Raw genomic sequence first — 21907 nt, 5'->3', positions numbered from 1 at the left:
TGGACAGTTAAGCTATACTCTAGGATTTCTAGCTTCAGTGGTTATGTACGGACTGGTTACCGTGATTCACACTGAACGAATCGCACTCGTTGATGAGTTCCGAGAAGTTATTGGCGATCGCTTTTAGGATACGTCTCGACGAGAAGACAAATAGTTATTAACTGATATTACGCAGAACACAGAGAATCTCTTGCTGCTAGCCAAGCAGGTCAACCACGGGGGGATTCATATTCTGTAGGGGGCTGCGCCCCCGTGCCAGCCCCAAATCTTGGCTATCGCAGGAATTCTATCCGCGTAAGGTGAGTTGTTAATCGATCAGTGCAGCGATCGCAGTTTAGTAAGAAATTACTTACAGCTAGAAATAGTTGCACATCGCGGTATATTAAGCTAAATACACGTTAGTCCTATGCTAGAACCTTCGCATTATTGGATTGTTAATGTTCGGATTCCGAATTGTTTTATCGATAGTGAAATTATTGGGCAAAATCTAGAAGCTCATCTCACGACGACATTACAGCGCGATCGCCTATTTCCTTGCCATCTCGAAATCCGTAATGGTCAAATAAGTGAAATTTTGCCTAGTTCTCGGATTGCAGAAATTCCTACAGAAAGTTTACCAATCATCGATGGCAAACAGGGGATCATGATTCCTTGCTTTGCTGACTTACATACTCATCTTGACAAAGGTCATATTTGGGAACGTAATCCGAATTTAGATGGCACATTTCAAGGTGCACTCACAGGCATTTATCGCGATTGCACAGAGCAAGGCAATTGGAACTATGACGACCTCTATCGCCGCATGGAATTTGGATTGAAATGCAGCTATGCCCACGGCACAAAAGCAATAAGGACTCATTTAGATTGCCCACCGCATCAAGTGGAGACTACATTTAAAGTATTTAAAGAACTGCGGGAAAAATGGAAGGAAAAAATCACCCTTCAAGCTGTGTCACTAGTGCAGCTACCTTATTTCTCAACTCACGAAGGAGAACTATTTGCTGATGCGATCGCTGATTTAGGTGGCATTATTGGCGGCATTGCTCATATGGTCACAGGACTAGATCAATACTTAGATCGGATTTTTATCTTAGCTGCCGAACGCAATCTCAGTGCTGATTTCCATGCAGATGAGAATAATGATCCGCAATCGCGCACATTGCATTATATTGCCGAAGCTAGTTTACGAAATAATTTTAGTTCGCAAGTAGTCTGCGGTCATTGCTGTAGTTTGGCAGTACAAGATGAAGATATCGCCAATACGACGATTGACCTTGTTAAAGAAGCAAATATTGGGATCGTGAGTTTACCCATGTGCAATCTGTATTTACAAGATCGGGTTGCGGAGCGAACTCCTCGCTGGCGTGGGGTTACCTTAGTTCAGGAATTCGATGCGGCGGGTGTGAGCGTGGCGCTATCCAGCGATAATTGCCGTGATCCTTTCTATGGGTTTGGCGATCATGATTTATTAGAAGTCTTCAGCATGGGGACAAAGATTTCGCATTTAGATACTCCCTATGACAACTGGATCGAGGCAGTAACCTCGCGCCCTGCGAAACTGATGGGCTTACCTGATGTTGGTAAAATTGAGATTGGACAGGCTGCCGACTTAGTTCTATTTAAGGCGCGTAGCTATAATGAGTTGTTATCAAGACCTCAAAGCGATCGCACTGTGTTTAGAAATGGTATGGCGATCGATACGACTTTGCCCGATTATGCAGAGCTTGATGATTTGATATAGTCGGTGCTTCGCGCCGACTATGCTAACGATAAATTAAAAAACATGAAAGATCTCACTAGTAGCCAATTTAACTACCGTCTATCGATCCCAGAGCCAGAAAATCATCTGTTAGAGGTCGAACTAGCGATCGCTAATTGGCAAGATGAATTTATCGATCTGAAGATGCCAGTCTGGACACCTGGTTCCTATTTGGTGCGTGAATATGCCAAACATCTGCAAGACTTTGAGGCAGCAAATGAAACGGGGCAACCTCTGTCATGGCAAAAAATCAGTAAAAATCATTGGCAGATAAAATGTGGAAATGATAATTCGATTATTAAAATTCGTTATAGGATTTTCTGTAATGAACTGACCGTGCGTACCAATCATATCGATCGCACCCACGCCTTTTTGACGGGTGCAGCAGTATTTATGTATGTCCCTGAATATCAGCAGCAGCCTTATACTGTCGAGATTGGCGAAATCAAAGAGAATTGGCAAATTGCAACGCCTTTGCCCAAAGTTGCGAATACAGAAGATAATCTTTTCTATGCCAAGGACTTTGACACTTTAGTTGATAGTCCCTTCGAGATTGGAATTCATAATCGCTATGAATTTACCGTTCAGGACAAACCCCATAGCTTTGTGGTGTGGGGCGAGCATAATGCAGATATGCAGCGCATTGTCAAAGATACGGCGGAGATCGTTGCCGTGGAAGCGGAAATGTTTGGCGGGTTGCCTTACGATCACTATGACTTTATCCTCCATGCTAGCAACGGATTTGGAGGATTAGAGCATAAAAACAGCACAGTTCTTCTTTACAACCGATTAGGATTTCGCAAAGAAGAGAGCTATCTCCAATTTATGAATCTGGTTGCCCATGAGTTTTTCCATACTTGGAATGTAAAACGGATTCGCCCCAAAGCGCTAGAAAAATTTGATTATGATCAAGAAAATTACACTAGTTCTCTTTGGTTTAGTGAAGGAACCACTAGTTACTATGACCAGATCTTTCCACTGCGGGCAGGACTCTATGATGCAACGCATTATCTCAAACTAGTAAGTAAGGCGATCACCCGTCTGCAAACGACCTTTGGGCGTAATGTCCAATCTCTCTATGAGTCTAGTTTTGATACATGGATTAAGCTCTATCGCCCCGATCCAAATACCCATAACAACCAGATTTCCTACTATCTCAAAGGGGAAATGGTATCAATGCTGCTGGATTTACTAATTCGTGTTAAAACTAATAACCTGCGATCGCTTGATCGAGTCATGCAGATTATGTGGGAACGTTTTGGTAAAGATGAGATTGGCTTTAGTGAAGCTGATCTGCATGAAGTAATCGAGACTGTGGCAGGTTTTGACCTGTCAACATTCTGGAATGATTATCTCTATGGCAATAAAGAACTAGACTATAATTACTATCTGGAACCCTTTGGAATCGAATTACGGACTTCAAGGCAAGATATCCCATTTATCGGGATGACGCTCAAATCTAAAAATGGAATTCCTGAAGTTGAGAAAGTCGAGTTTGGCTCACCTGCTCAAAAAGCTGGCATCAGTACAGGTGACATGGTAATTGCGATCGCAGGAATTCGCGTCACCGCCGAAAACTTTAATGAACGCCTACGAGATTTTGCGGCTGGCGATGCGATCGTGGTGACCATCTTCCAGCAAGATTTATTACGCACGGTGGAAGTGACTTTACAAGAACCAATCTGTAACCAATTTGAACTAGTCCAAATTGCTAAGACTTCACCCAACCAAGAGCTAAACCTAAGATTATGGCTCAGCATCTAGCTGCGAGCCCAATAAGTGGCGGCGCTTTGCGCCACCACTTATATAAAAGCACAAAATGGCTACGCCATTTTGTGCTTTTAAAACCCTTGCAGGGTTTGGTTTTCAATTCATAGAAGTGTGACAACACTTCTATGAATTGGTATTATTGAGCTGGCTCAATTCTATTGGGTCTAGTTATTCCTTGCGACCTTAATAAAGTCTCGATTTCATCGGCGGGTAAGGCTTTATAGAAAAAATAACCTTGGATCTGATCGCAGCCGAGCGATCGCAATACATCAACTTGCTCTTGGGTTTCGACACCTTCAGCGATTACATTCAGGTCTAGGCTATGGGACAAACTAATAATCGAAGCCACAATCGCGCGATCATGGGCATTGTGAGCAATATATTCAATAAAAATACGGTCTATCTTCAGCGTATCAATTGGCAAGTTTTTCAGATAGCTTAGAGCTGAGTAACCAGTGCCAAAATCATCAATTGACAACTGAATTCCCATCTGACGGAATTCATTTAACAAGACAATCTTCTCCTCAACATTGTCCATCATAATTCCTTCAGTAATTTCTAACTCTAGGAAATGAGGATCAAGATTTGTTTCTTCGAGAATTTGTTGTAAACAAGATAGAAAATCCTTTTGTTGAAGTTGTTTGATCGATAAATTCACGCCAATCTGAATCGGTGGTAATCCCATCTTTAACCATGCGATCGCTTGTAAACAGGTTTGCCTTAACACCCAAGTCCCAATCGCCGTAATTAGTCCTGTTTCTTCAGCTAGGGGAATAAATTTGCTCGGTGGAATTGAACCTAAAGAAACATGTTTCCAGCGTAGTAAAACTTCTAAGCCAACAATTTTACCCGTGATTAAATCGATTTGAGGTTGATAGTATGTCAGCAGCTCGTTGTTCTCTAACGCTCTTCGCAAATTGTTTTCCATGGATAATCGCTGAAAACTCTGCTCCTGCATATTCGGGACATAAAACTGAAAGCTATTTTGACCTTCTGCTTTAGCCCGATACATTGCCATATCTGCATTCCGAATTAGTCCCTCGACTTCAGTATTATGATCTGGATAAATACTTGCACCAATACAGGTCGTAATATGTAGTTCATGCCCACCACAATTAAAAGGAAAAGTCAAAGCTTGAATCATGGATTCAGCAATTTGGACAACGTCATCATTAGAATTGATGTCCCTAGCTACGATCGCAAACTCATCTGCACCCCAACGCACCATTAAATCATCCTTTTTAAGCAACTTCTTTAAGCGATCGCTTACAGCTTTCAGCAATAGATCTCCAATGCTATGCCCTAAAGAATCATTAATTAACTTAAATCGATCAATATCCAGAAATAGAACTGCAAATAATTGTTGCTTATCTTCTAGTTTTTCGATTACCTCAACTAAATGTTCATGTAAATATTTTCGGTTTGGCAGCCCTGTCAGCGCATCGTGATGAATTTGATAGGAAATTATCGCTTCTGCTTGCTTTTGATTTGTAATATCAGCTATATGGATCCGAATTACTTCGCTCCAAGGCATAAAATGAATGATTTCTTCAAATAACTTTTCATTGATCGATACTTCTCTCACAAAAATTTTGCGTTCAGGATTAACCAATGGCAGCAATTGAGCCAAAAGATCTTTAAGTATAGGATGATTGATTCTCGTCTCTTCAAGATTAGGGAATTGAGATAACGCCGCAGGATTAAGATATAAGATTTTGCCGACGAGATTTAGCTCTATAATTGGTTGTGGATTTAGCTCTGGTGATGAAATGAATTGGTTAATAGTTTTATGAATATGCGTAGATAAATCTTGTTCCAGAATGACCTGTAAAGGAGAAATGCGAAAAGGCTTAGTATCATCAAATGACCGATGATTGAACTTAGGATGACTACTTTCAGAAGTCTGGTTTTGGGAACTATTAATTTTGGGAATATTGGTAATCGCAGTGATTACCTGATATACAGCCTTGGTATCCTTACTAAAAAGAATTTCATCACCATGTGACAATATATGCGAAAATCTCTTTTTGCCGTTAATTAAAATTCCATTGGTACTGCGCTTCCCTTCTATGCTGCCGTCAATTATTCGGAAGAAGCATGACGATTTCTTAGAAGCTACTGCCAACAAAGTTGCATGTTGCCTAGATACGAGATTAGAACGCAGAATTATTGAATTCTCCAAGCTACGCCCTAGAGAATAAGTCATATTATTCAAGAGAAAATTACGAAACCCTTGTGGATCCTCAACCGTAAGTACGTGATGAAGCATCTCTTTGATCTTAAGAGTGGATGACTCTTCTGGTCTCACCTGAATAATGTCCCTTTAAAACGAGCTTTAGAAAGATTCTACGATTATATAAACTATTAGATCATTGTTAAAAGTAGCACTAAGCGATAGCTTTAACAAAAATTTGTGCTTCGTTTGATCAAAAACCGATGTAAGCACCTGATTTCTAGTCTAAGGATTTCTTTTGCTTTGGGAAATTACTAGCTTTAACTATATTGCAATCCTAAATTGTTTATGAAAGTATGCATCCTTAAGGGGCAGACTTTCATAAACAATTTAATCTAACAAATGAATTAGAATTGCGATAACTTGGATCAATTATATAAATTTATTGGGGAAAATCAGTCATCTAACTTACGGTTATACAAATATATATAGCTTTGGCTAAATAAATACTTGTAAATCAATAGCTTTTCTAGTGATTGTTTTGAGATTTTAGATAAATCCTTGTATTTTCGTTAAAAGCCTTATCAAATAAGCCTTTTAACAAAAAACTAATTTTCTTGATTTTACAAGCTGTTGTCAATCCCAGCTAAAAAAGAGAGTTTGAATTGCAACTCTTTTTTTGCTTTTATGCCTTCACTAAAGTGATGATCGCAGCAGTTCTCATTATAAAATTGGTTATTTGAAAGCCCGCCGTTGGCGGGCTTTCAAATAACCAATTTTGGTGTTTCCAGCGCCGAAGGCGCTGGAAACACCAAAATTGGTTTCATAATGAGAATTGCTGTGATGATCGGTACACTTCATCGCAAAGTCCTACAAATGTCTAAAATAAGTAGCTAGGTATAATTAATTACACATCCAAACCCGTAAAGTTGCGCCCCGCAGGGGCGCAACTTTACGGGTTTGAGTAATTTATTTTGCCCAAGTGCTTATTTGAATTAATGAGTCATGCATACAACAAATGTCAGAAGCATTTAGAGAATGGACGGTAGTTCAGCAAACATTTCAGAAAATTTGGGGATATGCGGATCTGCGTCCGTCTCAGCGAGAGGTAGTTACGAGCTTGCTGCGCGGGCAAGATAGCTTAGCGATTATGGCTACAGGTGGTGGTAAGTCTATTTGCTTTCAGTTACCAGCAATCCTTAATGAAGGCTTGACATTGGTAGTTTCTCCTTTACTTGCCCTGATGGAAGATCAAGTCCGAGATTGTAAATCTCGGAATCTCCCCGCAGCTTGTTTGCATAGTAATTTATCGCAAATAGAACGCCGCGAAGTCTTACGGAATTTACCAAACACTCGATTGCTTTACGTCTCTCCAGAAACCCTCTTGAGTCAACCTGTCTGGGAAAAGCTCAGCGATCGCAACTTAAAAATCACAGGTTTAATGCTTGATGAAGCCCATTGTCTAGTGCAATGGGGTGACTCATTCCGTCCCAGTTACCGCCGATTAGGAGCAGTGAGATCAGCATTGATGGCACAAAAGCCTGATCATCATCCACGCATTGCGATCGCCGCATTTACAGCCACTGCCGATCACGATACAACTGCTGAATTGCAAGCTTGTTTACAGCTAGAAAATCCTCATGTTGTGCGTACTAGTCCCTATCGCCCACATCTGAGTCTCAAAGTGGCAATCGCATGGACACCCGCAGGACGTAAATCGCGCACCCTCAAATTTATTCGCGATCACAAGGGACAATCGGGCTTAATCTATGTCCGCAGCCGTAATGATGCTGAGATGCTTGTTAGTTGGTTACAAGAAAATTCTTTTAAAACAGCCGCTTACCATGCAGGCTTGCCACCTCAAGAGCGTCGCCATATCGAACAACAATGGCTAACTAATCAATATCCTTTTGTGATCTGCACTTCAGCTTTTGGTCTCGGCATTAATAAACCTGACACCCGTTGGGTATTGCATTTTCATCCGCCTTTGACGCTTTCGGAATATATCCAAGAAATTGGTCGAGCAGGACGTGATGACAAACCTGCGGAGGCTTTGATGTTAGTCAGCGAACCGACTGGGCTACTTGATGATAGCGATCGCCAAAGAGTAGATTTTTTCTTGCAGCAACAACAAAAACTTCAACAACAAGCGCTAGCCATTTTGCCAAAACTACCACGACAAGGAAATTTTGCTGAAGTAGCCAAGTTGCATCCCGATGCTGCGATCGCTTTGGGGTTATTGCATCGTTCTGGCAATCTCACATGGCATACGCCATTTACTTATGAGATTCATCGCTTGCCTAACCAACAGCAACTAAAACAACAATCTGGGGATCAGCGTGCGATCGCTCAAATGCAAGCTTTCATTAATACGAGAGGCGATCGCTGGAAATTTTTACTCAATACCTTTGATTTTGAAGAATAAGCTAAGTCCCTGCTAAGATTTAAGTATTAACTTAATTTTTCTTAACAACAGGGAAATAATACGTGTCGTCTACGACTATTCATCGGATCAATCTCGACAACCCACTTACCGATACATCTTCAACATCTCAAACCGAGCTTCCGTTTACTTTTCAAGATGTAAAAGCTGCTATTCCTACCGAATGTTTTGCTCCTAACGTATGGCGATCCCTCGCCTATTTTTTTGCCGATACGGCGATTATTGTGGGATTGTACGCCACTGCCGCTTACCTTGATGCTTGGTGGTTTTATCCAATTTTTTGGTTTGCAACGGGAACCATGTTTTGGGCTTTCTTTGTAGTTGGTCATGACTGTGGACATGGGTCTTTTTCACGGATTAAATGGCTCAATAACTTAGTCGGACATCTCACCCATATCCCCATTCTGGTTCCATATCACGGCTGGCGCATCAGTCACCGCACCCATCACCAAAACACAGGTAATATTGACACCGATGAAAGTTGGTATCCTGTCACCGAAAGCCAATACAAGGACATGGACTGGCTTGGGAAATTTATCCGCTTTGATGCCCTGTTGTTTGCTTATCCTTTGTACTTATTTAAGCGATCGCCTGCGCGTCCTACCGCTTCCCATTTCGTTCCCAACAACGATCTATTTCGTGAATCGGAAACTACTGATATTCTCACCAGCAGCAGCCTATTTGCAGTGATGGTTGGCTTTTTAGGATGGTTGGGTTTTACCTATGGTTTCCTATTTCTATTTAAGTTTTATATCGTTCCTTACCTGATCTTTGTAGTATGGCTTGATCTCGTCACCTATCTACATCATACCGAAGCTGATATTCCTTGGTATCGTGGGAAAGATTGGTATTTTCTAAAGGGAGCGCTCTCCACAATTGATCGTGATTATGGAATCTTCAACGATATCCATCACAATATTGGTACTCACGTTGCGCACCATATCTTTATTGGTATTCCTCACTATCATCTCAAGACTGCCACGGAAGCAATCAAGCCAGTTTTAGGCTCATATTACCGAGTATCCAAAGTTCCGATCTGGAAATCTTTCTTCGCTTCTCAAAAAGCCTGTCAATTTGTTCCTGACACAGGCAGTGAAGTTTATTATCGCGATTAGTAAACTGTTTAAAAATGATTAAAGAGAGGGACGCAATGCGCCCCTCTCTTTTTTATGTAAAAGTAGCAATTCTCATTTTAAAAATCGATTTTGATGAAAGGCAACCTTTGGCTGACTTTCATCAAAACCGATTTTAGATTTGCCAGCGCCTACGGCGCTGGCAAATCTAAAATCGGTTTTGATGAAAGAATTACTGGTGCAAAAGCTACCCACTTCACATTTTTTGGGTTCATACTTATAATGTAAGTGAGCCTTAAGTATTATTACTGTCTTATCTATAACGCAGATCTGTAAGCACTTTAATTCTACTTAATGCAACTCATACCGCCATTATCAAACACCATAAATTTTTTCTCTAAATTTTCCCTTATTGCAAATCCTTATTGGAGGAAACCTAAATATATGTCTACCGAAACTATTAAACGTCCAGAAACCATACGCAAAATCGCACCAAGATATCGAGTTTTATTACATAACGACGATTACAACTCAATGGAGTATGTCGTTGAAACCTTAATGCAAGTCGTAAATGGTCTTACGCAGCCGCAAGCTGTGGATATCATGATGGCAGCTCATGCTAGTGGCTGTGCTTTAGTAATTACCTGCGTACAAGAACATGCTGAGTTTTATTGTGAAGGTCTCCAAAGTAAGGGTTTAACCAGCACGATGGAGCCAGAGTCATAAGTCAAATGCGATCGCAAAAGGCTCTCATTAGACGATCGCATCATCAAGCACTTGCAATAGAGAACAGGTAGGATTGTTATTAACAAAATCCTACCTGTTTTCTATTGTGAATCTCGATCGCTTAAATTCTTATCCAGCACCAATACGCATCATTCTTTTTTTAATAACTCTATTGGTGCTATGGCTACCGATCGCAGCACCAATGTATCTAATTTGGGGTGAGGCGGTTGGTGTTGGTCTAACCATTTTGTTGTATTGCGGATTTTTGGGATTGATTTGGTTCTGGGGGCGCAAAATTGCTAAATATTCACATCCCTATCGCTATTACGGATTGTTATTTACCCGCAAAAATGGACGCGATTTTTTATTAGGTTTAGCGCTTGGCTGTGTAACCCTACTCATCTTTTTTAGCTCACAGGTGAGCCTTGGTTGGCTAGCGGTGCAAACTGTCACTTGGCAGCAGCCTTTACCAGATAATCTACTACCAGCGATCGGTGTATATTTTGTCGATTGGCAAGGCGCAATATTCCCAGGACTATTGACTTCCGTTGGCGTAGGGTTTGCGGAGGAATTGCTGTTTCGCGGTTGGATACTCTCAGAGCTAGAGCGCGATTATTCCAAAACTACAGCTTTACTCGGTTGCAGCTTAGTATTTGCAATTTTGCATTTCATCAAGCCCTTAAACGTCATTCTGGCTACATGGAGCCAATTTCTCGGTTTGGTGATGCTCAGTGTTGCGCTAATACTGGCAAGACGCAGATGTGATGGCAGATTGGGCATATCGATTGGCTTACATGGTGGTTTGGTTTGGTGCTATTACATCGTAAATACAACTCATTGGCTCAAACCAACAGGGGCTGTACCTGAATGGGTGACAGGTATTAATGGAAATCCGATCGCAGGTGTGATGGGAATTATTTTTTTAAGTGCGATCTCGATCGGATTTCGTAATTTCAAAAAAATCAAAGGTGCTTAGCACCTTTGATTTTTTTGAAATTACCTATTGCCAGTGGCGCAATAAGTGTATATGATTAGATTCGCTTGGAAAACAACCAAGCAAAGGGTCGATGCCCGAGTGGTTAATGGGGGCGGACTGTAAATCCGCTGCGTAAGCTACGTTGGTTCAAATCCATCTCGGCCCATCTCAAAAAAAGAGAGTGAACTAAGTTCACTCTCTTTTTTTGTTAAGCAAAGATTTGCGCTAGAGCTGAATCAATATCTGGATATTGGAACGTAAATTTATTAATCTCGGCTTTGTGTGGCACAACGCGCTGACCATCTAGCAATACCGTTGCACCTTCACCAAATACCAAAATCAACGCCGCCGCAGGAACAGGTAAAAAGGCAGGACGTTTAATTGCTTTAGCAAAGGCAACGGTGAAATCTGAGTTAGTAACTGCTTTAGGAGCAGTAGCATTAAGCGCACCAGTGACCTGATCATTTTTCAATGCATAGATAATTAGCTCCACCAAATCATCGCGATGAATCCATGAAAACCATTGCTTGCCAGTACCAATTTTGCCACCGCCACCAACTTGAAAAATTGGTAACATTTTCGCGATCGCACCACCCATACCCAAGACAATTCCTGTTCTTAGCTTGACTAGACGCAAACCTAAGCTCGTAACCGCCTCAGCAGCAGCTTCCCAGTCTTTGCAAACATTAGCCAAAAAGTCATCACCCGCATTACTATATTCATCAAAAGATTTATCAAGACTCGTGCCGTAATAACCGATTGCGGAGCCACTAATTAAGATTTGTGGTTTCACATCAGCCTTAGCAATCGCTTCAACCAGCACTTTTGTCGTTAAAATACGACTATCGCGGATCTCTTGCTTACGTTTTTCAGTCCAGCGCACACCAGCGAGGGGTTCACCAGCCAGATTAATTACTGCATCACTACCAGATATAGCCTTAGCCCAATCGCCCAATTCAAAAGGCGTATAGCCAATTACTTCAACATTGGGAAAAGTATCTTGGGGAAATTGACGGGTTGCTTTTTGAGAATTACGCGCCAAGACGACAATGCGATCGCCTAAAGCATGTAATCGCTCAACTAATTTCTCACCAACAAACCCAGTAGCACCCGTCACTACAATTTTCATAATATTTTTTTGCTTAAATTATCTAGAGATACCAGCACAAGACTAAGGGGCTTGTAATCTAATAATGTACCAAATATAAAACCAGAATTAGTTGGGCGGCAAAGCCCCCCAACTAATTCTGTAAAACCTGAAATGGCACTTTATTTATTCGCTTGTCCCTAATCGCCTACTTTATGTGAAAACACCTTTGTAACTACATCTATGAATAGCTCATCAGAAAATAAACTCAAAAGCAACCACAAAAGCAAATTATTGATCGTTGATGATGAAGAAGACAACTTAGATCTACTTCAGCGTATTTTCTATCGAAGTCATCTCATCCTGCGAGCTAAAAATGGATTTGAGGCGTTGGCGATTTTAGCTAAGGAGCCAGATGTTGCGGTGATTGTCTCTGATCAGCGAATGCCCATGATGTCTGGGACGGAGTTTTTGAGCCAAGTAGCTGAAAGTTATCCTGACACTTTGCGGATTATTTTGACTGCCCATACCGATGTCCGCGATTTAGTAGAAGCGATTAATCAATCACAAGTTTTTAAATACATTACGAAGCCCTACAAGGCGGACAGCCTAGTTCAAATCGTGCAACAGGCGACTGAAATCCATAAACTCTTAAAATTAAGAACTTCCAAACTCCGCAACGATCTCGAAAATGCTGAGGCTAAATATAAAGATATTTTCGAGAATGCGATCGAGGGAATCTTTCAAACAACAATTGATGGACGCTATCTAATCGCCAATTCGATGCTAGCACAGATTTATGGTTATCCTTCTGCCGAATCTCTAATGAGTAATGTCACCAATATTGCCAATCAGATTTATGTCAATCCATTACGTCGCCAAGAATTTATTAATGTTTTACGGACACATGACACCGTTTCTAATTTTGAGTCTCAGGTCTATCGTCGCGATGGCACGAAAATCTGGATTTCGGAAAATGTGCGCGCAGTACGTGAACCTGATGGAACTCTAATTGGTTTTGAAGGTACTGTGCAGGATATTTCCCAGCGCAAAAGAGCTGAGGCAGAATCACAATTATTGCAATGTTTAACCTTAGAAATTAGTGCAGTCAATGATTTTCAAACAGCTTTAGAAATAGCTCTCTCCAAGATTTGTCAATTTACAGGATGGGACTATGGCGAAGCATGGATACCATCGGGGGACGGACAGACTTTGATATGTAGCCCTGCATGGTACAGCAGCATAGAGGGATTAGAAGAGTTTCGTCAATGTAGCGAGAGAATCTCTTTCCCCGCAGGAATTGGTTTTCCAGGAAGAGTTTGGGGAAATCAACGACCAGAATGGATTTGGGATATTTCTCTCGAAGCAGAATCACATTTCTTGCGCAAATATCCTGCTTTAGAATGTGGTTTGCAATCGGGGTTGGCGATTCCTGTCAGTGCCGATACCAATGTTGTCGCGATCATGGCGTTCTTCACCAGATCTCCCAACGATCGCGATCAGCAATTGGTGGGCTTAATCAGCGCGATCGCCATGCAGCTAGGTATATTGATGCGCCGTAAACGGGATGAAGAAACTCTCCGCTTGATGAATGAAGAACTAGCCCTAGCACGCGATCGCGCCTTAGAAGCAAATCATACTAAAAGCACCTTTGTTGCGAATATGAGTCATGAGTTGCGAACACCACTTAATGCGATTATCGGCTATAGCGAGATGTTGCAAGAAGATGCAGCTTTGCTGGGATTAGATGATTTTGAAGATGATCTCCAAAAAATTTATCGCTCTGGCAAGCATCTGCTGGATTTGATCAATGACATTTTAGATATGACCAAAATTGAAGCAGGCAAATTAGAAATTTATTACGATAATTTTGATGTGCCAATGCTGGTATGGGATGCAAGTCAAACAATTCAACCATTGTTACTCAAAAACAATAATCGTCTGGAGATAGAATGCGATCGGCAACTTGGGGAAATTCGGGCAGATATGACGCGCGTAAGACAAGTTCTCTTAAATGTTTTAAGTAATGCCTGTAAATTCACGAAATCAGGTGTAATTAAAATCCAAGTAACCCGCCAAAATTCGGTTCTAGGAGAAATTTTTTGCTTCAAGATTAGCGATACGGGAATAGGGATCAGTCCAGAAAATCTGCAAAAACTGTTTCAGCCATTTAACCAAGCTGATAGTTCCACGACGAGACAATATGGTGGAACAGGTTTAGGTCTTGCCATTAGTCATCGTCTTTGCCAAATGATGAGTGGTGATATTACTATTATCAGCGAATTGGGAATAGGCTCAACTTTTACAATTTGTTTACCAGTTGACTGCGAAAGCGCCTCTAAAAAACCGCCAAAACAAGTACAAAATCCTTCATCTAATTTATCAACATCGCCAAAATATCCACCACTGAAAACAGAGAAACCAGACAATTCGCATCAAAAGCATCCTTCCGTCTTAGTGATTGCTGGCGATTCGATACTACGTCAGTCTACTCATTCCTATCTCCAACATCTTGGAGTTTTCCTCTACTCATCTTCAAATGGGAAAGAGGGAATGCAATTAGTCTATCAAATTTTACCCGATGCCATTATCTTAGATATGCAAACACCCTCAATGAATGGGGTGGAAGTACTTAAGGAATTAAAGTCGCAACCTTTAACTTCTGGAATTCCAATTATTTTGCTGACCATTAATGATGAAAAACCTGAAAGCTTTGGGATTGGGGCAAATGAATTTTTGTTTAAGCCGATTGATCGCGATCGCCTAATTACGATCATTGGAAAATATCGGTCTGAGCAACAGTCAGCGCTTTCAGTGTTAGTGATCGAAGACGATCCTAATACTAGAGCAATGTTGAAGCGGATGCTGGAAAAAGAGCATTGTATTGTATCCGAAGCTCAGGATGGACATGATGCTTTAGAGGTAATGGCGCAGAACATTCCGCAATTAATTTTGCTCGATTTGATGATGCCCAATGTCGATGGTTTTGAATTTATGCATTTACTGAGGCTGCGACAAGACACTCCATCAATTCCGATAATCATCATTACCGCAAAGGATTTGACGAATGAAGACAGCAACCGTCTCAGTGGCTCGGTACAAAAAATCCTACAAAAACCTGATTATAGTTACCCTCAGCTACTGGAAGAAATTGTGCGCCGACTCTATAAATTAGGAGTCTTGGCAACCAATTAGAGTCACCGTGACTTGATATAGGGATTTGCAGCGCATAGCGAGGTAAATCCTTGATATTGGTCTTGTCTAATCTCTGGATTTTTTAGTTTTTAAATGAGCAAATGCTCATTTAAAAACTAAAAAATCCAACCCAGTAAAGTTTTCAAGTTTTCAGCTTGCCTACGGCAAGCTGAAAACTTGAAAACTTTACTGATGATTGCGATAAACTATTGGTTGTTTTCTAGCGCCCAAAGACTGTAGACCGCCATTTCTATGCCTAATACCAATATCACGATTCATCCCCGCGCCATCGTCCATCCCAATGCCAAGATTGGCGAAGGCACATCCATTGGAGCCGATGCCATTGTTGACGAATTTGTGAAGATCGGCGATCGCTGTGAGATTCGCGCTAGGGCAATCATCACTGGGCATACCAAGATTGGCAATGATAACCAAATAGGCTACGGGGCAATCGTTGGCTCTGAACCTCAGGACACTTCCTACAAAGGTGCAATTAGTTTTGTGGAAATCGGCGATCGCAATGTGTTGCGAGAGTACGTGACGGTCAATCGAGGTACGAAGGAAGGCTCAGCAACTAAAATCGGTAATGACAATTTATTTTTTACTGGTGCGCATATAGCCCATAACTGCTCGATCGGCGATCGCGTAATTTTAGTAAATAATGTGTTGTTGGCGGGTCATGTAGAAGTGCATGACTATGCCTTTATGGGTGGTGACTCAGTCGTGCATCAATTCACGCGCATCGGTTCCTATGCGATGATTCGCGGACAAACTCGCCTTGGGATGGATGTGCCGCCCTATTGCATGGCTGTTGACACAAATATGGTGTGTGGGCTAAATCGTCTTGGTCTACGTCGCAATGGTTTTGGACATGATCGCCGACGGACAATTCTCTCGGCATATGAAGTGATCTATAATTCCGCTCGCAATCGTACTCAAGCGATCGAATTTCTAGAGTCAGATCCCGAATTTGCTAACAATCCTGATATTCAATTATTCTGTAATTTTATTAAGAACAGCCGTCGCGGTATTTGTAAACTCTATGAGAAAGGCGCAAGCCGAGTCGAAGAAGATCGAGATTAGATGCACAATCATCTTAAAACAACGGTTCTAAGAATTGTCGTAGATACTTGCGATCGCATTCTCTATCCACAAATTAAGATTGCGATCGCACAGCATTGTTTTTTGTCCGATAGTCTGGTTCATTCGATTACCTCCAATAATCGCTATTCGGCATTTGTTGGATTGCCTCTAAAATTTGAGTTTTAATCATCGTTTTTTGAATAAGTTAGAGTAAAAAATCGCTTCTTCTAACCACAAATTAATCCAAACATCATGGATTTTCTATGACCTTTTCCAGTTTTGGCAAAATCGGCGGTAAATTCCTATGAATTGTTTGCCAAACGATAGACAGGTTTACTTGAAAATACTCATGTGCCATTATGTTTCGCATATCACTCATTTTGCGCCAAGGGATTGTTGGATGAAGTAATTGAATTTCTTCGGGTATGTTAGCGGATGCTTCACCGATAATCACGAAGTTATACAGCACGGATTGGACAACCATCTTGTTTTTGCTAAATTCTTCAAAAGTCATCCCTTGCGTAAATTGCTCGATATCTTGAACGGCTTGCAAAATATCTGTGATTCTTAGCTGCCAATCTCTAGAGGGCATAGATCACATCCTTGAGTACTGGTTCTCTTAAATGCTCTTTCAATGATTCTTCCATTCCTAAGTCGATTTTACAATGGAATAGATCTTCAAGAAAATATTGCACTTCAAACAGTTCAAAGAATGAAGGTTCGTTAACAAATTCAACTAAAAAGTCAATATCACTATCGGGTCTTGCTTCATCTCTTGCTACAGAACCAAATAGTCGTAAAGATTTTACGCCTAATCTGTTTAGTTCATGGCGATGCATGGAGAGCGTTTGCATAACGTCTGAACGAGCGAGTGATTTTATTTTTTGTTCAATAGGTTGAGGCATAGGTTTAGAGGAGCGCTATTCGGCATTTGTTTGATTGCTTCTAAAATTTGAGTTTTAATCATAGTTTTTTTTAATAAGCTAGAGTAGGGAGATCGCCTCTTCTAACCACAAATTAAACACAAAGCCTCTAATAGTTTATATTTATTTTGGAACTGTAGTAATGAAGAAACTTAGAAAGAGTCAAGAAAATTTTCCCAGTTCTCATTTGCAATCGATTGATCGTAGTCGTCATAATGCATGGTATTAGTGTCAGGAAATATATGCTCCATATCATTAGAATCTAGAGAATTTATATACTCAAACTCAGTTTTTGATTTTTCTAATTCTTCTTTTATTCTTTCATACGCTTTCTTACTTCCGTCACCTAACAAACGTCTTAAGCGTTGATCGTTAGAATCTCCCAATATCTGCGCTTCCAATATTCCAGAGCTAATATAACTAGAGGTAGAAGGATCTCGCGCTATAAATTCAATTACTGACCTGCCCCAAAAGCTTTCTACTAAAGGATCTAGTAATTCTAGTGAATAATTTAGAGTTAATTTATCTAGATTTTCAGCATTTGGCATTGAAAAGTGTACAATTTGGTTTCTTAGCTTACCAAATTCAATGTACTGAGCAGTCTGACTAATTTTAATTCCAGCAGTTTCCAATAATTTATTGGGTAAGTCTTTATATGACCAAGTATACCCACTCTCTATCAAATCAGTCAGTGTAAGAGGTTCTGTGCTGGCATCTGATTTGGGTAATCTAGAAAAAATTAGGAGAAGATCTTCTTGAGCTATTCTGGCTTTTAGTAAAATTTCTGCTGCATGGGCTGCATGAACTACACACATTGGAGTGTGTCCTTGTAAAGCTTCAATAAATGCACTTCGGAACAAAAGCATCCCGATTCGGCGCATATTTTTTGGGACATCTTTTATATCCATCTAAATTTTTTCCCAGAAGTCAACATTGAGTATATCGTCAATATCTCGGCTAAACTGCCATATTTTAGGGAAATTTACAGATTTATAATCTGGATGAGCCTTCACAACCTTTAGCACATCGTCAAAAGCCTTTTGGAATAACTCAGGACTATTGATATAGCTTTTTAAACTTGGAGACTGTTCGAGAAATATCTTGGATATCGTTGCGAGTCATCACAATTGTGACAACCCACCCCGCATAGTCATACTCACTCTTAACATAGCAACGCTTGAGAATATGCTCAATGAGTGTAGTCAATCTTCGCTTGAGTTCGCATCACGCCTATCTCTACCCGCCAAACCTTCTAACTCCTCAATTAAGTTTTCTACATCTAGATTTTGAAAATCACCAGCTATTAATTTTGCGATCGCCTTTTCTAACCACAAATTCAGATCGCGATCACACAGCGTAGTTTTTTGTTCGATAGTCTGGAGCATAGGTTTAGGCGATGCGATACAGCATTTATCAAGTATATCCCAAAGAACAAGGGGCTTAAGCCCCTTGCCTGACTTTAATTACTCGATACCATCAAGAGGTGCAAAGCCTTGACGCTGAGTGTTTTCGGTGATAGACCTTGGCTCTAAGAACTGCAATAGATAATCGCGTCCGCCAGCCTTGGAACCGATACCGCTTAACTTGAAACCACCGAAGGGATGGCGATCTACCAATGCGCCTGTGATGCCGCGATTGATGTAGAGATTGCCAACTTCAAACTCGCGATAGGCACGTTCGATATGGGAAGGAGTGCGCGAATATAAGCCACCAGTGAGCGCGAAGTTTGTACCATTCGCGATCGCTAAAGCCTCATCAAAACTCTGTGCTTTGATTACCGCCAGTACGGGACCAAAGATTTCCTCTTGGGCGATCGCACTATCAGGATCGACATCGCCAAAAATCGTTGGTGGTACATAGAATCCATGATTGGGAACTTCACCTTCAAAGGCGAGTGTCGCGGTTTCTTTACCTTTGGCGATGTAGTTGAGAATGTTCTGCTGGGCGGCTTCATCGATAACGGCGCTGAATTTGGTATCAGGGAGATGGGCTTCACCAACTTTTAGCGATCGCGTTGCTTCCACCAGACGCTCCATGAAGTTATCGTATACAGGCGCGAGGACGATCGCTCTGGAACAAGCGGAACATTTCTGACCAGCGAAACCAAAGGCGGAATTCATTACACCCACTACGGCTTGATCGAGGTCGGCGCTCTCATCGATGATGATGCCATTTTTGCCGCCCATTTCGGCGATGACACGCTTCATGTGTTTCTGTTTAGGACGCAAAATGGAAGCTTCGGTGACGATTTGACAGCCAACTTGTTGCGAACCTGTGAAGGCGATCAGATGCACATCGGGATGTTTGACTAAGTGCGCACCAACGGTGGAACCGATCGCAGGCAAGAAGTTAAATACACCTGTGGGCAAGCCTGCGGCTTGGAGAACTTCCGCAATTTTTGCGCCAATTACGGAGGACTGTTCGGCGGGCTTGAGAATGACGGTATTACCTGCGGCGATCGCGGCTACACTCATGCCTAATGCGATCGCAAAGGGAAAGTTCCAAGGCGAAATTACTACCACCACGCCACGAGGTTGATAGATGTAAGTATTATCTTCCCCAGGAATATTGCGCTGTACACCCGATTCGAGGCGTTCCATTTCTTTAGCATAGTAGCGACAGAAATCGATCGCTTCAGAAACTTCGCCATCACCTTCGCGGATCGGTTTGGCAACTTCCCAACAAATCCATGCAATCAATTCTTCGCGCTTCTCTTCCATGATGTCCGCAGCTTTACGGAGAATATCACCTCGTTCTTTAGCGCTTAGTTTCTTCCATGACGCAAAGGCGGATTTTGCTGACTTCACGGCGGCTTCGGCTTGGTCGATGCTGGCTAGCCCGATTTTGCCGACTACTTGCGAAGAGTTAGCGGGATTAACGGATTCGATATAGGTTTCCGTTTCTATAACTTGACCATTGATGATCGGCAAATAGGTTTTACCAAGTTGGCGGCGAACCTGTTGTAAAGCAGTTTGGGCAGCTTCTCGCTCTTCATTAATCGCATAGTCGCGATCGCTAGAATTCACGAAATTGTCAAACACATTTTGAACAGGTGCGCCGTTGTAATTCAAATCGCGATCGGTCTTGACGGGAGCCGCAATCAATTTATTAATATCGCTACTTTCACCACTAATTCTCAAAAAGGAACTATTAGCAGTGTTTTCCAACAAACGGCGAATCAAATAAGACATCCCTGGGATGAGATCACCAAAGGGGCAGTACACGCGCACACGATAACCCATATCCGCGATCGCCTTGGCAAATTTGTCACCCATGCCATAGAGACATTGAGCTTCAAAGGCGCGACTGGGGATATTTAGGGTTTGGACGATCGCGATCGCCTTAGCGAGAGAACGTGCGTTATGGCTGCCAATCGCCGCATAGAGATATTGATGATTTTCCAGTAAAATCTGAATCAAGCGCTCATAGTTGGCATCAGTGGAAACCTTGTCAGAGAATACTGGCAAAGCCCAACCCTGTTGATAGGAACGAATGGTTTCACGATCCCAATATGCGCCTTTAACTAGACGAACAGTGACAGGCTTACCGCGTTGTTTTGCCCATTCGACTAGTTCTAATAAATCCTGTTCGCTATCGCGGAGATAGCCTTGGATGGTGATACCAACATCGGTGCGATCGCGAAATTCTGGTTCCGTTAGAACTTGTTTGAGAATTTGCAATGTCAGTGATTTGAACTCATACTGCTCCATGTCAAAATGGATGCCACAGCCTAAAGCTTGCGCCTTACGCAATAGGACTCTAGCGGGTTCACTGACTTTCTCCGTAGTTTTAATGGGATCAAGTGGATCAAACTGCGAATAGAAAGCACTAAGCTTTACAGAAACCTGAACGCGCTTCAGTTCTTCACTATCGGCTCTATCAATCTGATCGATCAAACCCCAATTCTTCGCCTTGTTAGACAAATCTTCCATCATGCCGATGTAGCGATTTAGATATTCACCCGCCTCTACTTCGCTAATGACTGCCTCACCAAGCAAGTCCATCGTAAAGCCAAAGCGATCGCGTCTTAGTTTCTCAATCGATTTGGTTGCTTCGCCCAAATTTTCACCGCAAATATAGCGCTTAGCGAGAGTTCCCACGGCAGTCGAGAGGGTTGTTGCCGCCGCCGTAGCCGTAATCGAGTTGCGATTGTCGGTACTGAAATTTAACAAGGCTCGTAAAGCGGGAACTTCGACAGCATCGCTGGTGAGATATTCTTGCATATGCCTTGCAATCTCAGCTTTGCTCTGTAATGCTGGCAAGCAATCGATCAATCTAAATAATTGCACCCGCAAGCCTTCATTTTCCATCGTCCAAGCCATCAGCTTGTCATCAAGGCGCAAATCATCTTTAAGTTGCGATAGTTTTGCCCAAATTGAACTTTTTTCAGTTCCACTTAAAATCTTCTTAGCTATCTCCTGCGTTTTCGCTTCATACCTAGAGATATCTAGAGAACTTTCAAACTTGCTATTTGCTTGCTGCGTTTGGCTAACCACGACTTTAACTCATAATCCTTTTAATCATTTAGTATAGCTAGTAACCATCCTCTACTTATTTGCCGCTTTGGTAGTTTGGGTTGCAAATCTAGGGGCGGTGATTGTTGCTATTTATAGGTTGTCAGCGATCGCTATAGGCTAAAATTTCATGTCAATTGTAGACAAGTCATGACAAAACTATTTATGCAATAGCGCCAGCAGAT

17 protein-coding genes and 1 tRNA gene are annotated in these 21907 nt (G+C 41.7%); 9 read left to right on the top strand and 9 right to left on the bottom strand.

Annotated elements, in window-relative coordinates; all coding sequences use genetic code 11:
- Positions 1-406: 406 nt before the first annotated feature.
- Positions 407-1741 carry a cytosine deaminase gene (locus CQ839_RS19900; RefSeq protein WP_103670037.1) on the top strand — a complete coding sequence of 445 codons (1335 nt, stop codon included), beginning with the start codon at positions 407-409 and terminating at the stop codon, positions 1739-1741.
- Positions 1742-1783: 42 nt separating this feature from the next.
- Complete coding sequence (locus CQ839_RS19895; RefSeq protein WP_103670036.1) at positions 1784-3523, top strand: M61 family metallopeptidase; 1740 nt, start codon at positions 1784-1786, stop codon at positions 3521-3523.
- Between the two features lie 142 nt (positions 3524-3665).
- Here CQ839_RS19895 and CQ839_RS19890 read toward each other — a convergent pair whose 3' ends face one another.
- A complete protein-coding gene (locus tag CQ839_RS19890; RefSeq protein WP_181016265.1) occupies positions 3666-5735 on the bottom strand; it encodes an EAL domain-containing protein in 2070 nt (689 codons plus the stop codon).
- A 985-nt stretch (positions 5736-6720) separates the two neighbouring features.
- Here CQ839_RS19890 and CQ839_RS19885 point away from each other — a divergent pair.
- The 5 genes from CQ839_RS19885 (at position 6721) to CQ839_RS19865 (ending at position 11086) form a co-directional block, all read left to right on the top strand.
- Positions 6721-8127: an ATP-dependent DNA helicase RecQ gene (locus CQ839_RS19885; RefSeq protein ID WP_103670034.1), complete on the top strand. Its 1407-nt coding sequence runs from the start codon at positions 6721-6723 to the stop codon at positions 8125-8127.
- Positions 8128-8189: 62 nt separating this feature from the next.
- A complete protein-coding gene (locus CQ839_RS19880) occupies positions 8190-9260 on the top strand; it encodes a DUF3474 domain-containing protein (RefSeq protein ID WP_103670033.1) in 1071 nt (356 codons plus the stop codon).
- Between the two features lie 402 nt (positions 9261-9662).
- Positions 9663-9944, top strand: a complete 282-nt coding sequence (clpS, locus tag CQ839_RS19875; protein ID WP_103670032.1) for an ATP-dependent Clp protease adapter ClpS — start codon at positions 9663-9665, stop codon at positions 9942-9944.
- Between the two features lie 73 nt (positions 9945-10017).
- Positions 10018-10920 carry a CPBP family intramembrane glutamic endopeptidase gene (locus tag CQ839_RS19870; RefSeq protein ID WP_258040805.1) on the top strand — a complete coding sequence of 301 codons (903 nt, stop codon included), beginning with the start codon at positions 10018-10020 and terminating at the stop codon, positions 10918-10920.
- Between the two features lie 85 nt (positions 10921-11005).
- Positions 11006-11086: transfer RNA gene (locus CQ839_RS19865), tRNA-Tyr, on the top strand.
- 42 nt (positions 11087-11128) lie between these two features.
- Here CQ839_RS19865 and CQ839_RS19860 read toward each other — a convergent pair.
- Positions 11129-12049: a TIGR01777 family oxidoreductase gene (locus CQ839_RS19860; protein WP_103670031.1), complete on the bottom strand. Its 921-nt coding sequence runs from the start codon at positions 12047-12049 to the stop codon at positions 11129-11131.
- Positions 12050-12250: 201 nt separating this feature from the next.
- Between CQ839_RS19860 and CQ839_RS19855 the strand changes: the two genes are divergently transcribed.
- Both CQ839_RS19855 and lpxA read left to right on the top strand, forming a co-directional pair.
- Positions 12251-15202: a response regulator gene (locus CQ839_RS19855; RefSeq protein ID WP_103670030.1), complete on the top strand. Its 2952-nt coding sequence runs from the start codon at positions 12251-12253 to the stop codon at positions 15200-15202.
- 252 nt (positions 15203-15454) lie between these two features.
- Positions 15455-16285 carry an acyl-ACP--UDP-N-acetylglucosamine O-acyltransferase gene (lpxA, locus tag CQ839_RS19850; protein WP_103670029.1) on the top strand — a complete coding sequence of 277 codons (831 nt, stop codon included), beginning with the start codon at positions 15455-15457 and terminating at the stop codon, positions 16283-16285.
- Between the two features lie 250 nt (positions 16286-16535).
- On the opposite strand, the gene CQ839_RS19840 is transcribed toward lpxA, so the two are convergent.
- From CQ839_RS19840 to pruA, 7 genes are all read right to left on the bottom strand, one after another.
- On the bottom strand, positions 16536-16877 hold the full coding sequence (locus tag CQ839_RS19840) for a DUF86 domain-containing protein (protein ID WP_103670027.1): 342 nt from the start codon (positions 16875-16877) through the stop codon (positions 16536-16538).
- Positions 16867-17139 (bottom strand): nucleotidyltransferase family protein, encoded by a 273-nt coding sequence (locus tag CQ839_RS19835; protein WP_258040804.1) that lies wholly within the window; start codon positions 17137-17139, stop codon positions 16867-16869. Before CQ839_RS19835 ends, CQ839_RS19840 begins: the two co-directional genes overlap by 11 nt.
- 221 nt (positions 17140-17360) lie before the next feature.
- Complete coding sequence (locus CQ839_RS19830) at positions 17361-18116, bottom strand: hypothetical protein (RefSeq protein WP_103670025.1); 756 nt, start codon at positions 18114-18116, stop codon at positions 17361-17363.
- Positions 18117-18272 carry a hypothetical protein gene (locus CQ839_RS26090; protein ID WP_374937752.1) on the bottom strand — a complete coding sequence of 52 codons (156 nt, stop codon included), beginning with the start codon at positions 18270-18272 and terminating at the stop codon, positions 18117-18119.
- Entirely contained in the window at positions 18265-18414 is a 150-nt protein-coding gene (locus tag CQ839_RS25800) for a DUF29 domain-containing protein (protein WP_258040803.1), read from the bottom strand. The genes CQ839_RS26090 and CQ839_RS25800 overlap by 8 nt, the downstream gene beginning before the upstream one ends.
- Positions 18411-18593, bottom strand: a complete 183-nt coding sequence (locus CQ839_RS25795; RefSeq protein WP_258040802.1) for a DUF29 domain-containing protein — start codon at positions 18591-18593, stop codon at positions 18411-18413. Before CQ839_RS25795 ends, CQ839_RS25800 begins: the two co-directional genes overlap by 4 nt.
- Before the next feature lie 78 nt (positions 18594-18671).
- Complete coding sequence (gene pruA, locus CQ839_RS19820; RefSeq protein ID WP_103670024.1) at positions 18672-21704, bottom strand: L-glutamate gamma-semialdehyde dehydrogenase; 3033 nt, start codon at positions 21702-21704, stop codon at positions 18672-18674.
- Positions 21705-21907 lie beyond the last annotated feature (203 nt).

This window comes from Pseudanabaena sp. BC1403 (genome assembly GCF_002914585.1).
Lineage (GTDB): Bacteria > Cyanobacteriota > Cyanobacteriia > Pseudanabaenales > Pseudanabaenaceae > Pseudanabaena.
The sequence above is the reverse complement of the archived record's forward strand: the minus strand, read 5'-3'. Positions and strand labels throughout refer to the sequence as shown.

Bases quoted from the DNA above. Each gene is read 5' to 3' on its own strand.
- CQ839_RS19900 (WP_103670037.1), top strand. From the start codon at position 407: ATGCTAGAACCTTCGCATTATTGGATTGTTAATGTTCGGATTCCGAAT.
- CQ839_RS19895 (WP_103670036.1), top strand. From the start codon at position 1,784: ATGAAAGATCTCACTAGTAGCCAATTTAACTACCGTCTATCGATCCCA.
- CQ839_RS19890 (WP_181016265.1), bottom strand. From the start codon at position 5,735: ATGACTTATTCTCTAGGGCGTAGCTTGGAGAATTCAATAATTCTGCGT.
- CQ839_RS19885 (WP_103670034.1), top strand. From the start codon at position 6,721: ATGTCAGAAGCATTTAGAGAATGGACGGTAGTTCAGCAAACATTTCAG.
- clpS (WP_103670032.1), top strand. From the start codon at position 9,663: ATGTCTACCGAAACTATTAAACGTCCAGAAACCATACGCAAAATCGCA.
- CQ839_RS19860 (WP_103670031.1), bottom strand. From the start codon at position 12,049: ATGAAAATTGTAGTGACGGGTGCTACTGGGTTTGTTGGTGAGAAATTA.
- CQ839_RS19855 (WP_103670030.1), top strand. From the start codon at position 12,251: ATGAATAGCTCATCAGAAAATAAACTCAAAAGCAACCACAAAAGCAAA.
- lpxA (WP_103670029.1), top strand. From the start codon at position 15,455: ATGCCTAATACCAATATCACGATTCATCCCCGCGCCATCGTCCATCCC.
- CQ839_RS19840 (WP_103670027.1), bottom strand. From the start codon at position 16,877: ATGCCCTCTAGAGATTGGCAGCTAAGAATCACAGATATTTTGCAAGCC.
- CQ839_RS19835 (WP_258040804.1), bottom strand. From the start codon at position 17,139: ATGCAAACGCTCTCCATGCATCGCCATGAACTAAACAGATTAGGCGTA.
- CQ839_RS19830 (WP_103670025.1), bottom strand. From the start codon at position 18,116: ATGGATATAAAAGATGTCCCAAAAAATATGCGCCGAATCGGGATGCTT.
- CQ839_RS25795 (WP_258040802.1), bottom strand. From the start codon at position 18,593: ATGCTCCAGACTATCGAACAAAAAACTACGCTGTGTGATCGCGATCTG.